Below are 12796 nucleotides of genomic sequence, written 5' to 3' on the forward strand. Positions count from 1 at the left end.
ACCCACTTCCAGTCTCTAGCACGAGAAGTAGTTGGATCTGGAAGTGAAAAGCTTCGTCAAATCGGAGAAGCACTGTGACTGAGCTTAACCTCACAAATCGAAAGCGCGTTTCCAAGTACATCAGGGACTTCCTAGCAGACATGGAACAGGAAGCACTCTCAGCTGAGGATAGCGGTGATCAGAAACTCGCCAAAGACATTCGCGCCCTCGCCAATGCCACCTACAACGCCGCCAGCATTCGAATTGTGGCTAGGCCGTAAGCACCTACCGAACGGAGCATGAAATGACCCGAGATGAACGTTCCTTACTGCTGTTTTTCGAATGCGCCTTTGTTGATCATGGCGGGTTGCTGGATACGCAACACATGAACAGCGACGACATGCAAACAGCGGCCAGATGGTCGGAAAGCGGTTATATTCGCTTCGAAAGAGTCTGCGCGAAAGACCGGTGTCTCACCCGCAAAAACTACTGCGTCTGGCTGTCAGAGAAGGCCATGCACGATGCTCATTCCGAACGGAGCGCGCACGCTCTGAGATGCTGGGAAAAGCGCAGGATCCGGACTGTCTCTGAGTATCACTCAGAACCCGTCGCCTCCTAATCAAATCCCCCTGCCCACGACCGCTAAACCATGGACAGGGGCGCAACGGCCATGATCGGCCATCACCAACCTAAGGAAGCTAACATGCTTGGGAAATTGAAACAAAAGCTCGAAGGATCGATGAACCGGTTCAAGGGCAAGACGGACTTTCTGGAAGCGGTATGTGCAGCAGCCGCACTTGTCGCCGCCGCCGATGGCGAGATTGAGGACGCGGAAATCAAGGCGACAATCCAAGGCATTTCCTCCAATCCGAATTTGGCAGGGGCGTTTCCCTCCCGTCAGATCGAGCAAACCCTGGAGAATATGTTCGAACGGACCAAGGGCCGTGCTGGCCGTATGGGGCTTTATGGCGAAATCAATGACATCGCCAATGACGCTGATATGGCGGAAACGGTTTATCTGACAGCGCTCGACATCTCCGAAAGCGACGGCCAGATCGAGCCTGAAGAAAAGGCGGTCCTTGAGAAGATCGCCGCCAAGCTCGGCTTGAACCCGGCGAACTACGACGCCTGATCGTGTTCTCTTTCCTCATTTTGATCAGTGGCATCGCGCTTGGTTGGTACCTGCGCGGTGCTGCGGGTAAGGCCAACCCGATCAACTACGTCAAAGGCCTGTTTTCAGGAAAGGACGGGACGCACTAGCGCCCCGCCACCTCAACGAAAGACGCGGAATGGCCCGTTTGGGCCCAAGCTATCCTCGCCGGGGGGTACCACGGCCCTGCATTGCAGGTGACGCAATCCGGGTCGGGCAGGCGGACGCAGCAGCAGTCTTGTTGGGTTGAACTAGTGGAACCATCAGAGAAGCCCGGAGGGGTGACGCAGCCGGTGGGAGCCCGGCACACAAATTGAAGAAGAAAGGCCGCCATGATGATTAAGGGATTTTCTGTTTACCGTCGCAACTTCGGGCATTGGGATGTTTCCTCCCGCGAGCACGGGCGGTTGTTCCGTCTTCGCGGCGGGCCCAGCCAATGGGATGTAATCGACGAGCGCGAAGGTAAAGGCCAAAACTCCAGCCTTATTTCCTTCAAGGATCAGGCCGCGGCGATGGCCTTCATTTGCGCCGAACTTATGCATGAGCTTTTGACGGTTGAAGGCCAGCCGCCACACGTCATGGAAGCGTGGAATATCAACTGGACTAGCGAGTACGATCCGCTTGGACCTCAGCAGTGATAAGAAAGAGCCGGTAGATGGAAACCAGAGTGAAAGAACTGTCAGAGCTGCCCGACTTCAAGGATATGAAGTTAGAGTCGCACGGCATGCCGAAGAATTGGGGCTTTAGCTGCGGCGGCAAGCACATGGACTATGGCCAGTGGGCCATCCAACACGTGCATGATGATCTATCGGTTGACGTATACCTGCTGCCGCTTTGGATTACTCCGCTCGTACGTTGGCGAGAGAAAAACGCGAGGCGCGAAATGCAAGATGAAATCCGCAACGCACTCGGTATCAATCCGTATTCAGGAAGGCCCGACAGATGATTTCTACGAAGGTGAATCGAAATTCTTCATATTCAGTAACATCTTACAACTTTCATTAAATGCGCTCCAAAATACGAGAACAAAGAGAACACAGAGATAGAACAGGTGGCAAATGACCGATACAGCAGCAAGGTCAGTCCGATTTGAATACACCAACTGGCGAGGCGAAACCGCCGAACGTTGGGCGACACCATCAGAGATTTGGTGGGGTAAGACGGATTTCCACCCGGAGCCTCAATGGCTCATGACAGCATTCGACCATGACAAAGGGGCTGAGCGGGATTTCGCGCTACGTGACTGCCGTTTTGTCAGCGGCTCTGAGGACACTCCGGACTACACGCCAATAGCGTCTTTTCATTTTTCCATATCGAAACAGGACATAGACCGCCATCTGGACAGGCATCAGGAAGAGGTTGAAACCGAGATTAAGGAATAACCACGGCGCGCCCATCGCCAGCCCCGGACATGAGCCAAAATAATCGCCGGTCCGGGGACCAACTGTAAAAGCTTGCGAGACATCAAGATGAATACAGCCGCAACATTCAAGCAGACTGATGTGAAGCGCGCCGTAAAGGCCGTTACAGATGCTGGCCTGCGCATTGGCAGCGTCGAAATTACTCGCGAAGGAACGATCCGCGTGATCACAAATACGCAGTCCCAACTTGCAAGTCGCCCGGAACCAGAGCTTTAATGCGCTATGCCCAAAAGCCGCCTGCCCCATGTTGTCGTCGAAAAGTCACGCCATGGCCGCGTGAAATATTTTTTCCGGATTGGTCACGGACCACGCATTCGGCTGCCTGACGACTACAGCACTGCCCAAGCCTCAGATTTCATGCAGGCCTACCGATCCGCCTTGGCAGGCACACCGCCACCCTTGCCAAAAGCAAGATCGCGGCACGCCCAAAACACACTCGGCTGGCTTTTTGATCAATATCAGCAAAGTGCAAAATTCAAGAGCCTTTCTGAAGGCACCCAACGAGCGCGAGCAAACTTGATCAAGGGCATCGTGTCCAAGTCAGGCAAAGCCCAATTGCGAGACATTACCGAACGCGCAGTCCGACAAGGCCGCGAGCGACGGTCAGCAACGCCGGAAGCAGCAAACAATTTCTTGAAAACGATGAAATCCGCATTCGCGTGGGGGATCGACTCTGGCCTTCTTGATGGGATAATTGAGACTGACCCCACCGCCAATGTCAAAAAGATTACCACCAAGACTGAGGGCTTTCACACTTGGACGGTGGACGAGATTGAAGCGTACGAATCGACACACGACATCGGCACGACTGCCCGCCTCGCACTGGACTTGCTCATTTATACAGGCCTGCGCAGAGGGGATGTTGTGAAGGTAGGCCGACAACACGTCAAAGACGGCGTACTTAACTACAAAACAGGAAAAAATGGCGAATGGGTCCACCTGCCCATTCTTCCAGCGCTGCAAAATTCGATCGATGCCAGCCCGACAAACGACCTGACATTTCTACAAACCGAGAAGGGCAAACCATTCTCCAGCGCGGCAAGCTTTGGAAATTGGTTTGCAAAAAGGTGTTTGGAAGCCGGTGTGGAAAAAGGCCGCGCGCACGGTTTAAGAAAAGCCGGAGCCGTACTGGCGGCAGAGCGCGGAGCGACCACAAGCCAGCTTATGGCGCTCTTCGGCTGGACCACGGAAGACATGGCAACGCTCTACACAAAGCGCGCCAGCCGCTCCAAATTGAGCGCCACAGCCATCGACCTTTTGGACCGTTCCGAGAACAAAAAATCCCGCACCTAACGTCAAGGTGCGGGATTATTTCGTATTTACCAAGCAATTACAATTATTTAGCAAAATGATGGCGACCCCGGCAGGATTCGAACCTGCGACCATTCGCTTAGAAGGCGAGTGCTCTATCCAGCTGAGCTACGGGGCCAGTGTTGGTCAAGTCTATACACAACGCTGCTGAATCGGTGTCAGCAGTTTGCTCGTTTTCATCGTCGGAGAGTGCTGTGTCAACTCCCCGCGACCGTTATTCAAAGTTCAATTGAAACTAGTGTGTCCAAGGTGCCCGACGGCTAAACTTGAAATTATCCGCATAAGTTGCAGTTCGCACTGTGCGCTCCTTGGCCTCTTCGACGCGGTGCGCGATCCCATACCGGCGTGCATAGGCGACAGCATCTTCCTTGCTGTCAAAATACAGGCGGATCTGCTGCTTCATGTCGGACGATGACGTATAGCCCATAAGCGGTTCGACGCTGCGAGCTGCTTCTGGTTCGTAATCTAGAATCCATCGCTGTGTTTTTGCTTTACCTGACTGTGTGGCCGTTTTGGCCGGACGGTAAATGCGCGCAACCATGTTGTACGTCCCTCGATACCATTCCATGGTGCTTCCCGAAACACCAACCCGTTGATTGCTTTTTCCGGACCTTTCAAGCGCTTGTCAACACTGAGAGAATATCCACTCAAGCTTGAATCAGTCAAATGGAGCAGTTTTTCTAACCAGCAAGACGAAGACCTCAGATTATAATCCTGGAATAATTCGAAGATTTCGGGCCGGTGGCCTGAAAATGACGCCCACACTTAATAGCGCCGGCAGTCTTCCAGATTGAAACTTTTCGAACTTCGTGTTGTTCGCCCTGGCTGTGTTCCGACGGCTCAAAGTTAGCTGGATAGGTCCTAACCCTAGGCTGTGTGTAGGAAATACGTCTCCAATTGGTCCACACATCTTAGAACACGTTCAAATACTACTTGCTCGCCTTACAGCCCCTCACTCAATAGTAATTATTGCACACATTGTTGTTATTGACATGTATTCCTTCAGTAAATTTTCGTTTTCTCGAATTATTCACTTTAATCATAAACTTACGTTACGGAAATTTGTTTGATTTCCATTTGATATTCACCCCTAATTTTTGGGGGTAGCACTTCTCCGCCAACATTTTTGCACGGAGACAGCCATGCCTACTGTATTTCATCCAGTAGCCGCGAGTACCCCAGTTTATCCGGCTCTTTATCCTTCCCCTACCATGTCCCTGTCAGCTGAAGATCAGAAACGTTTTTATGCGTTTGGTTGGGGCCCCACGGTTCAACCACGATACAAAACCATTTCAGCAGCTATTGAATATTGGATGACAGCGTCTCGTGAAGATGTTGCCGTCGAACAAGGTCAGAGTTCCCTTACATATGGAGTTCTCAACAAGCGCTCGGCCGAACTGGCGAACTTTCTGAGGCAACACGGCGTAAAACGTGGGGACAAGTTCTGCATATATCTCGAGCGGTCCATCGAGATGGTGATCGGGATTGTAGCCTGCTTGCGCCTTGGAGCTGCTTATGTACCTCAACATGTGGGGGTCGCTCCAGAACGCACGCTCCGGCCCATTGCAGCAGTAACCGGAGCAAAGGTGATCCTCACACTTTCTCGCCTCAAGGATAATGTGCCCGTATCAGACAATCAGGTTCTGCTTTCCATCGATGAACCTTTTGAAAGCTGCACTGCAAAGTGACCGTCCGGCGAAGGCGCTCTGGCGCGACACCGATGCGGCCTGTTACGCTGCCTGAGCAGCGTAACGCCAGGGCAGAAGTTCGTCGAGGCGTGTGATTTTGTGGTCGGCGACTTGACCGAGGACCCAGGTCAGCCAGGCCTGAGGGTCAACACCGTTGAGCTTGGCCGTTTCGATCAGGGTATAAGCGATAGCCATGGCTTTGCCGCCGCCTTGGGAGCCTGAGAACATCCAATTTTTGCGTCCGATGGCGACGGGTTTAACGGCGCGCTCGGCGGTGTTGTTATCCAATTCCAGATGGCCGAGCTCAAGGTATGGGCGTGCTTTCGGCATTCGGCCCAAGGCATAGCGGATGGCCTGCGCGAGTGGTGACTTTCCCGAGATTTTGGGCAATTGCGTCTGCAACCATTCTTCCAAGGCGTCAAAGATCGGTTTTGCCCTAGCCTGCCGGATGGTAGCGCGGTCTTCGGGGGGCATGCCCCTGATCTCTTTCTCGATAGCGTAAAGCTCAGCAATCCGGCGGATGACTTCTTCGGCAATGGCGCTGCCCTGCGAGGAGAAGACATCCACGAACTTGCGTCGTACATGCGCCATGCAGGCCATCTCATCGGCTTTGTCGTCACCGAACACACCGTTGAACCCGGAATATCCATCCGCATGGACCCAGCCCTTGTATCCCGACAAATGAGCAACGGGATGCTCTCCTTTGCGATCCACCGTGAACTGATACCATGCACAGGGTGGCGATTGGCCAGACCAGGCACGCTCATCCCGCACATAGGTCCAGACCCGCGCCGTTTTGGTCTTCTTGTTGCCGGGGGCCAGCATTTTGATGGGCGTATCGTCGGCAAAAAGCGCAGGTCCTTGCCGCACCATCCGTCCGATGGCATCGGCAAGAGGTTCCAGCAGGGCCGTCGAGCGACCAACCCAGTCGGCCATGGTCGAGCGGTCCAGATCGACGCCTTCACGGGCAAAGATCTGGCTCAGGCGATAGAGGGGTAAATGATCGGCATATTTGCTTACCAGAACATGGGCCAACAATCCCGGTCCGGGCCGCCCACGCTCAATGGGGCGCGATGGCAGCGGCGCTTGCACAATCGCCTCGCACCATGAACAGGCTTTGCGGGGCCGGATGATCCGCTTCACCTTGAAGCGTCCCGGCACGTATTCCAACTCTTCGGTGACATCCTCACCCAGGGTGCGCAAGTTGCCACCACAACGACCGCATTCATCACCGGGAGAGAGCTCCTCGTCTTCCCGATCCAGATGATCCGGCAAGGGCTTGCGGCTGTGTTTGCGCTTCGGCTTTGGATCAACTCCCTCCTGCGACGGGGCGGGCTGTTTTGCCTGGTCTTCAGCGGCCTCAACAATCTCGGCGTCCTCGAGCAGATCGAGATTGAGCTGATCCAGACCCTCAGACTTGGAGCCGAACCGATGCCGATTGGCCCCGTGCAACTGGTGTTGAAGCTGCTCGACCTTGAGGCTCAGAGCCTTGACCTCGTCGGCCAGAAGGCGGTTCACCGCCCTCAATTCGGCGGGGTCCTCCGGGGTGATATCAAGGTCCTTCAGCATCTTCGATCTTATATCAGATCAAGGGCGTAAGTTGAATCCCGAGAGGCGCGCAAACGCCAATATATTGGCCTATCCGACGCTCAGGGGCCGCCATGTTTTTTGCGGCATCCGCCAGTCTATGCCTTCAAGCAACATCGACAATTGCGCGGGCGTCACGCTGACCTTACCGTCCTTCGCAGCAGGCCAAACAAACCGGCCCTTCTCAAGGCGCTTGCTGAACAGGCATGCGCCCTGTCGATCCCACCAGATGATCTTCAGCAGATCACCGCGCCGTCCCCGGAACACAAACAGATGTCCAGAATAGGGTTCAAGCTCCAGAACCTTCTCCGCCTGAGCCGCCAAAGTGTTGAACCCGCGCCGCATGTCCGTCACCCCGGCAGCCAGCCAAACCCGCGCGTTGGACGGCACGGGGATCACGGCATTAGACCTTCAACCAAAGCCAGCACCGTCGGCAGCGCCGTCGTCCCTTCCACCAATACCCGCCGCCCGTCCGACAGCGTGATATCAACCCGCTGAGCCGACAACGGCATATCCGAGGCAAGCGCCGCGATCTGGTGGCCTGGTGCGGCCTGCGGGCCCTCTATCTCCACTGGTAGAAACGCCGCTCCATCAAGGACGCAATCGCTGTCTTCTGGCGCAAACCGCTCATCACGCAGCCAGTTGTGGATCAGGTTCGCATTCATCGCAGAGCGGCGCGCAACCTGCGCAACCGAAACCCCCGGCACTCTGGCCTGCAAACAGATCGACCGCTTCTCGTCATCCGACCAAAACCGCTTCTTGCTGCCCTTCTTCGTACCCAAAATGTGCCTCACAATGTCCATTAACGAAAATGGACATTATCACCCCACTGCGCTCCCCGTCAGAGCGGGAATACCGAACGCTCACACTGCAAATACGACGCCCACTTTCTTGAAAAATGAGCGCATTGAGCCCGATGACATTGCCATGGTGCTCTTCACATCTGGGACGACCGGCGTCCCCAATGGTGTTCAGGTCACGCACAAAAATCTGGCCAACATTCTTCAAACCGCTCCTGGCGATCTTTCCATGCGACCGGGACTGCGAGTTGGGCAGATTCTATCCATTGCCTTTGACATGGCGGCTTGGGAGATACTCGGCGCGCTTTCCAATGGAGCAACACTGGTCATTCGTGGAAAGTCTATTCAGGAAACCGCCGAGAAGGTGGATGTCCTCATTTCCACACCATCTATTTTGGCTTCGCTGGACCACACCCGCTACCGCCAAGTGAAAGTAGCTGCTGTAGCAGGGGAACCCTGCCCCAGATCTCTAGCCGATACATGGGGTGCTTTTTGTTCATTTCATAATTCATGCGGCCCGACAGAAACTACGATTATCAACACAGCCGAGTAACATTTGCCGGACAAAGCGGTTCTGTCTATCGGGCACCCAACTCCCAATAACACTGTCTACATTCTCGATGACGACCTTCAGCCACTGCCCATTGGCGCGAAAGGCGAAATGTGGGCAGGGGGTGACTGCGTAACTGCTGGATACCTCTCTAATCCAGACTTGACCAACGAAGGCTACCGCCCGGACCCGTTCCGCCCCGGGCATGTGATGTTTCGTACCCGAGACCTTGGGCGCTGGACCCCAGATGGAGAACTGGAGCACTTCGGACGGGTAGATGATCTGGTTAAAATTCGCGGGTTCCGTGTGGAATTGGATGGCATCTCAAACGCACTGGAAACATCGGACTGTTGTGTCAGGGCTGTCACTCTCAAATTCGATGATCGAAATCTGATCAGTTTCATCTCACCGGCAACGGCCTGCCCGGACAAAGCCCGAAAGCAAGTCGAGGATCGCCTTCCTTATTATTGCATGCCTGCATTGGTTCTGGCCTTACCTGAACTTCCACGGACATCGAGAGGAAAACTAGACAAGCGATCCCTTTTGGATCTCGCCAAAAATCATATTGAAACGACAGGGATGGAGCTCGGCTGATGCTAACTACGACACAAGAGATAGCCGCACCGGCTTCCGGGTGGCGGCGGATCACACGTCACCCTTCCCTGATGGAATATCGCCGTCTTCTGGCATTGGTTCTGATTACCAATGGACTGGCCCTTTATACCGGCATTGAGAATGGACGCTGGTTTGCGGACGGGCATTTTAATCTACACAGCCTTTCCACATTGGCTCTGGTGAACTTCACGCTGAGCATCCTGATCCGTCAGCAACGTGTCATCAATGCATTGTTCTGGCTAGCCACCCGGATACAGACGTCCTGGCCTCTTTGGATACGCTGGGGAGCGGGTAAGGTATTTCATTTTGGCGGGCTTCACTATGGCGGGGCCTATGCAGGCACTCTCTGGTTTGCAGCATTTTTTGGAGGGATGTTCTACAACCAATTCAAAGGGACAGAAACGCTTTCCACGTCAACGCTGGCAAGCTCTGCAGCAATACTGATGCTTCTCGCGCTGATCATCGCAACGGCCATAAGGCCAATGCGGACCCGGTATCACAACATGTTCGAAAAGGTCCATCGGTTTGCCGGATGGTCTGTTTTAGCGCTTTTCTGGCTGCAAAGTGCTTCAATTTCCCAAGATTTTGGCATTCCGTTTTTAGGCAGCTTTGCGTTTTGGGCACTTTGCCTGATTACACTCTCTGTTGCTTCCCCCTGGCTCACTCTGAAGCGTGTTGATGTCCAAATTAGCAAACCATCGAACCATGTAGCTCTTGTTCGTTTCGACTATGGCGACACACCGTTTGCTGGTAGCTCCAATGCCATCAGCCACACACCTTTTGGCGAGTATCACGCATTTGCCAACATTCCGGCCCCTAATGAAACTGGTTATCGACTAGCAATCTCAAGAGCTGGGGACTGGACCGGCGAGTTCATCGACAACCCGCCAAAGAAGGTCTGGGTCAAAGGCATCACGACAAGCGGCGTTGCTCGGATCGAGGATCTGTTCACAAAGGTTGTCTATGTCGGCACCGGCTCCGGAATTGGTCCGATCCTGCCGCATCTATTGAAGCGCAAGGTTCCAAACCGCCTGATCTGGTCAACCCGATCCCCGCACAAAACCTATGGCGAAGCGTTGGTTGACGAAATCATTTCCCATACCGAAAAGCCCGTTATCTGGGACACGGACACGCATGGAAAACCTGATCTGTCTGCCCTTGCCCTTCAAGCTGTGCGTGAAAGCGGTGCAGAAGCAGTCATCGTAATCTCCAACCAAAAGCTGACCCGCAAGGTTGTTCACGACATGGAAAGCATGGGCATTCCGGCTTATGGCGCAATTTGGGACAGTTAAATGTTTGAGACAATCGAAACACAGGTCAATGGTCGGATTGCGTCGATCCGTATCACCAGAGCCAAACAGCTCAACGCCCTCAATACGCAGGTAATGGAGGAAGTCTTAGAAGCTGCGACACAGTTTGCTGCCTCTCCGGACGTTGGTTGCCTCGTTTTGAAAAGTGGTGAACGTGCCTTCGCTGCAGGTGCTGATATCAAAGAACTCGCGTCGCAAACCCATTCCAGCATGCAAGCCAGTAACTTCTTTGCAGGATGGGACACATTCGCTGCCTTGCGCATTCCAAAAGTCGCTGCTGTTCATGGTTATGCGTTGGGCGGCGGCTGCGAACTCGCGATGATGTGTGATGTCATTATCGCCTCAGATACAGCAAAGTTTGGACAGCCCGAGCTCAAGATCGGCTGCATTCCCGGCATCGGAGGAACTCAGCGCTTGACGCGTTTGGTTGGCCGAGCCTGTGCGATGGACATGATCCTGACCGGGCGCATGGTCGAGGCCGATGAAGCGCTACGAATAGGGTTAGTCAGCCGCGTTGTTGCTGAAGATGATCTGGAAGTGGCCGCTAATAGCATCGCTGAAACCATTGCAAGTTATCCAAGCGACATCGTGCAAATGGCCCGCGACTGCGTAAATATGGCGGAAAATTCAACACTTGAAAGTGGCATGCGCCATGAGCGGCAAACCTACCATGCGCTTTACGGGCTGCCAGCTCAAAGTGAAGGCATGGCCGCATTCTTGGAAAAACGCCAACCTAATTTCCAAGTAGATACTGGTTAAGGGGGAATAAAAAGAAGGGGTTGCGCCCAAACGGCGCCCGCAGATTTATTTTTTTATGAAGAAGCACTGCCTGTTAGGTGCTTGAAAAGTGGTCGGGGCAGCAAGATTCGAACTTGCGACCCTCTGGTCCCAAACCACGATAGACCCTTCTGACTTTCAATAAATTGGCGGAAACTTGCGAAAACTAGGTGGTTCTCATTAGGAGAACTTATCGTGAATATCGCATCTTTACAGCCACGCTGCTGCCACATGGCGGCATTCGGCTGCAAATTGTGGGGTGGTTTGTCATGGCCGCCCCACCAACCGCATTCCCGTTGTCATGGCCCGAAACTCTCCCACGCACGGCCAAGCCCACAGCCTCTCGGTTCAATACGAATCTGAATAAGGCAATGAGCAACGTGAAGAATGCCCTCAGACTGTTCAGTGAGGACAGCTCGAAGGGCGTGGCAAATGTTGTGATTTGCTCAAATGTCACACTCGGCGCCAACAACCCTGCCGATCCGGGTGTAGCGATTTGGTTTCAGTGGGATGGCTTGTCTGTCTGCATCGCTGTCGATCGGTACAGCAAGGTCCAAGACAACGTTCAGGCGGTCTATCACATCCTCGAAGCCCGTCGCACTGAACTACGCCACGGCGGCCTGAATATCGTCCGTGCACCCTTCGCCGGCTTCAGGGCCCTTCCCTCCAGCGGTACAGAAGTACACTGGCTTATGGCGCTGAACATCGGCCCAGGAACCACCCCCGACAAGTCGATCATTGAAGAAGCATATCGACAGCTCGCCAAGAAACATCATCCAGATGCCGGCGGTTCCGATGAGCGTATGGCCGAATTGAACCGGGCCCGTACCGAAGCATTGGAGGCGGTCAATGGCTGAGAACAGCAACATCGAATGGTGCCACCACACTTATAATCCATGGATTGGTTGTTCCAAGGTCAGTCCCGCCTGTGACCACTGCTATGCGGAGACCCAGAACAACCACCGAAAATGGGCGGAAGGCTGGGGACCGCATGCCGCGCGGAAGCGGACGAAGACCCGATCCAACCTGCAGAAATGGGACAAGAAGGCGAATGAACTTGGTGTTCGGTACCGGGTCTTCTGTGCCAGCCTTGCGGACATTGGTGACAACCACAGATCAATTGATCCGATTTGGCGCCGTCAACTGGTTGGGGATATTCGACAGTACACCAATCTGGATATCCTGCTGCTAACCAAGCGCCCTCAGAACATCCCGACCCTGTACCCGGACCTTATGGAGGATTGGCCTTCGAATGCTTGGATCGGGACAACGGTTGAGAACCAGGTGGAAGCGGATCGGCGGATACCTCGTTTGTTGAAGCTTCCAGCACCCGTGCGTTTTGCGTCGGTTGAGCCCCTGCTTGGCCCTGTAGATTTAACTTCGCTTCCCTATGGGATGCCGATTGGCAATGCGCCAAGCTATCAGGACGCTTTGCGCGGCAAGATCTGGATGCAAGAGGGTTCTGTGACCTAGCCGACAGACAGCCGCGCTACGGTGAATGGCCGTACCTATGTCGACTTATGCGGCTATCTCTCATGGGTCATAGTCGGCGGTGAAACCGGCAAAGGTGGCAGACCGATGCACCCTGACTGGGTCCGGTCAATCCGG

At 54.2% G+C, this 12796-nt stretch carries 19 protein-coding genes, 1 tRNA gene and 1 pseudogene; 16 read left to right on the plus strand and 5 right to left on the minus strand.

The annotated features are described in order from the left end of the window. Positions 1-74: 74 nt before the first annotated feature. The 9 genes from TRICHSKD4_RS04645 to TRICHSKD4_RS04675 all read left to right on the plus strand — a co-directional run bounded on the left by TRICHSKD4_RS04645 (position 75) and on the right by TRICHSKD4_RS04675 (position 3843). On the plus strand, positions 75-260 hold the full coding sequence (locus TRICHSKD4_RS04645; RefSeq protein ID WP_009466286.1) for a hypothetical protein: 186 nt from the start codon (positions 75-77) through the stop codon (positions 258-260). Between the two features lie 23 nt (positions 261-283). After that, positions 284-598, plus strand: a complete 315-nt coding sequence (locus TRICHSKD4_RS04650) for a hypothetical protein (RefSeq protein ID WP_009466287.1) — start codon at positions 284-286, stop codon at positions 596-598. Between the two features lie 84 nt (positions 599-682). Continuing rightward, entirely contained in the window at positions 683-1111 is a 429-nt protein-coding gene (locus TRICHSKD4_RS04655) for a tellurite resistance TerB family protein (RefSeq protein ID WP_009466288.1), read from the plus strand. Between the two features lie 2 nt (positions 1112-1113). Beyond that, positions 1114-1239, plus strand: a complete 126-nt coding sequence (locus TRICHSKD4_RS31555; RefSeq protein WP_009466289.1) for a hypothetical protein — start codon at positions 1114-1116, stop codon at positions 1237-1239. A gap of 222 nt (positions 1240-1461) precedes the next feature. Continuing rightward, positions 1462-1767, plus strand: coding sequence for a hypothetical protein (locus tag TRICHSKD4_RS04660; protein ID WP_009466291.1), 306 nt, complete (start codon positions 1462-1464; stop codon positions 1765-1767). Between the two features lie 29 nt (positions 1768-1796). Next, the gene (locus TRICHSKD4_RS04665) at positions 1797-2075 is read left to right on the plus strand and encodes a hypothetical protein (RefSeq protein WP_009466292.1); all 279 of its coding nucleotides are present in this window, start codon (positions 1797-1799) and stop codon (positions 2073-2075) included. A 112-nt stretch (positions 2076-2187) separates the two neighbouring features. Then, positions 2188-2511, plus strand: coding sequence for a hypothetical protein (locus TRICHSKD4_RS31115; RefSeq protein ID WP_009466293.1), 324 nt, complete (start codon positions 2188-2190; stop codon positions 2509-2511). An 87-nt stretch (positions 2512-2598) separates the two neighbouring features. Further along, a complete protein-coding gene (locus TRICHSKD4_RS30585) occupies positions 2599-2766 on the plus strand; it encodes a hypothetical protein (protein ID WP_009466294.1) in 168 nt (55 codons plus the stop codon). 6 nt (positions 2767-2772) lie between these two features. Next, positions 2773-3843 carry a site-specific integrase gene (locus TRICHSKD4_RS04675; RefSeq protein WP_009466295.1) on the plus strand — a complete coding sequence of 357 codons (1071 nt, stop codon included), beginning with the start codon at positions 2773-2775 and terminating at the stop codon, positions 3841-3843. 59 nt (positions 3844-3902) lie between these two features. Here the strand turns inward: TRICHSKD4_RS04675 and TRICHSKD4_RS04680 are convergent. Together TRICHSKD4_RS04680 and TRICHSKD4_RS04685 are read right to left on the minus strand one after the other, a co-directional pair. Then, positions 3903-3979 (minus strand) — tRNA-Arg (locus TRICHSKD4_RS04680). A 117-nt stretch (positions 3980-4096) separates the two neighbouring features. Then, complete coding sequence (locus TRICHSKD4_RS04685; protein ID WP_040616307.1) at positions 4097-4402, minus strand: ETC complex I subunit; 306 nt, start codon at positions 4400-4402, stop codon at positions 4097-4099. Between the two features lie 601 nt (positions 4403-5003). Between TRICHSKD4_RS04685 and TRICHSKD4_RS04690 the strand changes: the two genes are divergently transcribed. Further along, entirely contained in the window at positions 5004-5549 is a 546-nt protein-coding gene (locus tag TRICHSKD4_RS04690; protein WP_083782720.1) for an AMP-binding protein, read from the plus strand. A 42-nt stretch (positions 5550-5591) separates the two neighbouring features. Here TRICHSKD4_RS04690 and TRICHSKD4_RS04695 read toward each other — a convergent pair whose 3' ends face one another. The 3 genes from TRICHSKD4_RS04695 to TRICHSKD4_RS04705 form a co-directional block, all read right to left on the minus strand. After that, on the minus strand, positions 5592-7118 hold the full coding sequence (locus TRICHSKD4_RS04695) for an IS66 family transposase (protein ID WP_009465942.1): 1527 nt from the start codon (positions 7116-7118) through the stop codon (positions 5592-5594). A gap of 69 nt (positions 7119-7187) precedes the next feature. Next, a complete protein-coding gene (tnpB, locus tag TRICHSKD4_RS04700; RefSeq protein ID WP_009465501.1) occupies positions 7188-7535 on the minus strand; it encodes an IS66 family insertion sequence element accessory protein TnpB in 348 nt (115 codons plus the stop codon). Next, a complete protein-coding gene (locus tag TRICHSKD4_RS04705) occupies positions 7532-7918 on the minus strand; it encodes a transposase (protein WP_009465943.1) in 387 nt (128 codons plus the stop codon). The genes tnpB and TRICHSKD4_RS04705 overlap by 4 nt, the downstream gene beginning before the upstream one ends. Positions 7919-7931: 13 nt before the next feature. Between TRICHSKD4_RS04705 and TRICHSKD4_RS31560 the strand changes: the two are divergent. The 6 genes and pseudogenes from TRICHSKD4_RS31560 to TRICHSKD4_RS30590 all read left to right on the plus strand — a co-directional run. Beyond that, positions 7932-9080, plus strand: a pseudogene (locus TRICHSKD4_RS31560) (AMP-binding protein). After that, positions 9080-10393: a membrane protein gene (locus TRICHSKD4_RS04715; RefSeq protein ID WP_009466301.1), complete on the plus strand. Its 1314-nt coding sequence runs from the start codon at positions 9080-9082 to the stop codon at positions 10391-10393. Before TRICHSKD4_RS31560 ends, TRICHSKD4_RS04715 begins: the two are co-directional and overlap by 1 nt. After that, a complete protein-coding gene (locus TRICHSKD4_RS04720) occupies positions 10394-11170 on the plus strand; it encodes an enoyl-CoA hydratase-related protein (protein WP_009466302.1) in 777 nt (258 codons plus the stop codon). It begins immediately after the preceding gene. A 389-nt stretch (positions 11171-11559) separates the two neighbouring features. Next, positions 11560-12045, plus strand: coding sequence for a J domain-containing protein (locus tag TRICHSKD4_RS04725; protein WP_139051959.1), 486 nt, complete (start codon positions 11560-11562; stop codon positions 12043-12045). Next, positions 12038-12661, plus strand: a complete 624-nt coding sequence (locus tag TRICHSKD4_RS04730; protein WP_009466304.1) for a DUF5131 family protein — start codon at positions 12038-12040, stop codon at positions 12659-12661. Before TRICHSKD4_RS04725 ends, TRICHSKD4_RS04730 begins: the two co-directional genes overlap by 8 nt. A gap of 21 nt (positions 12662-12682) precedes the next feature. After that, the coding region (locus TRICHSKD4_RS30590) for a DUF5131 family protein (RefSeq protein WP_168156977.1) at positions 12683-12796 on the plus strand (114 nt) is incomplete at its 3' end.

Source organism: Roseibium sp. TrichSKD4 (genome assembly GCF_000148725.1).
Lineage (GTDB): Bacteria > Pseudomonadota > Alphaproteobacteria > Rhizobiales > Stappiaceae > Roseibium.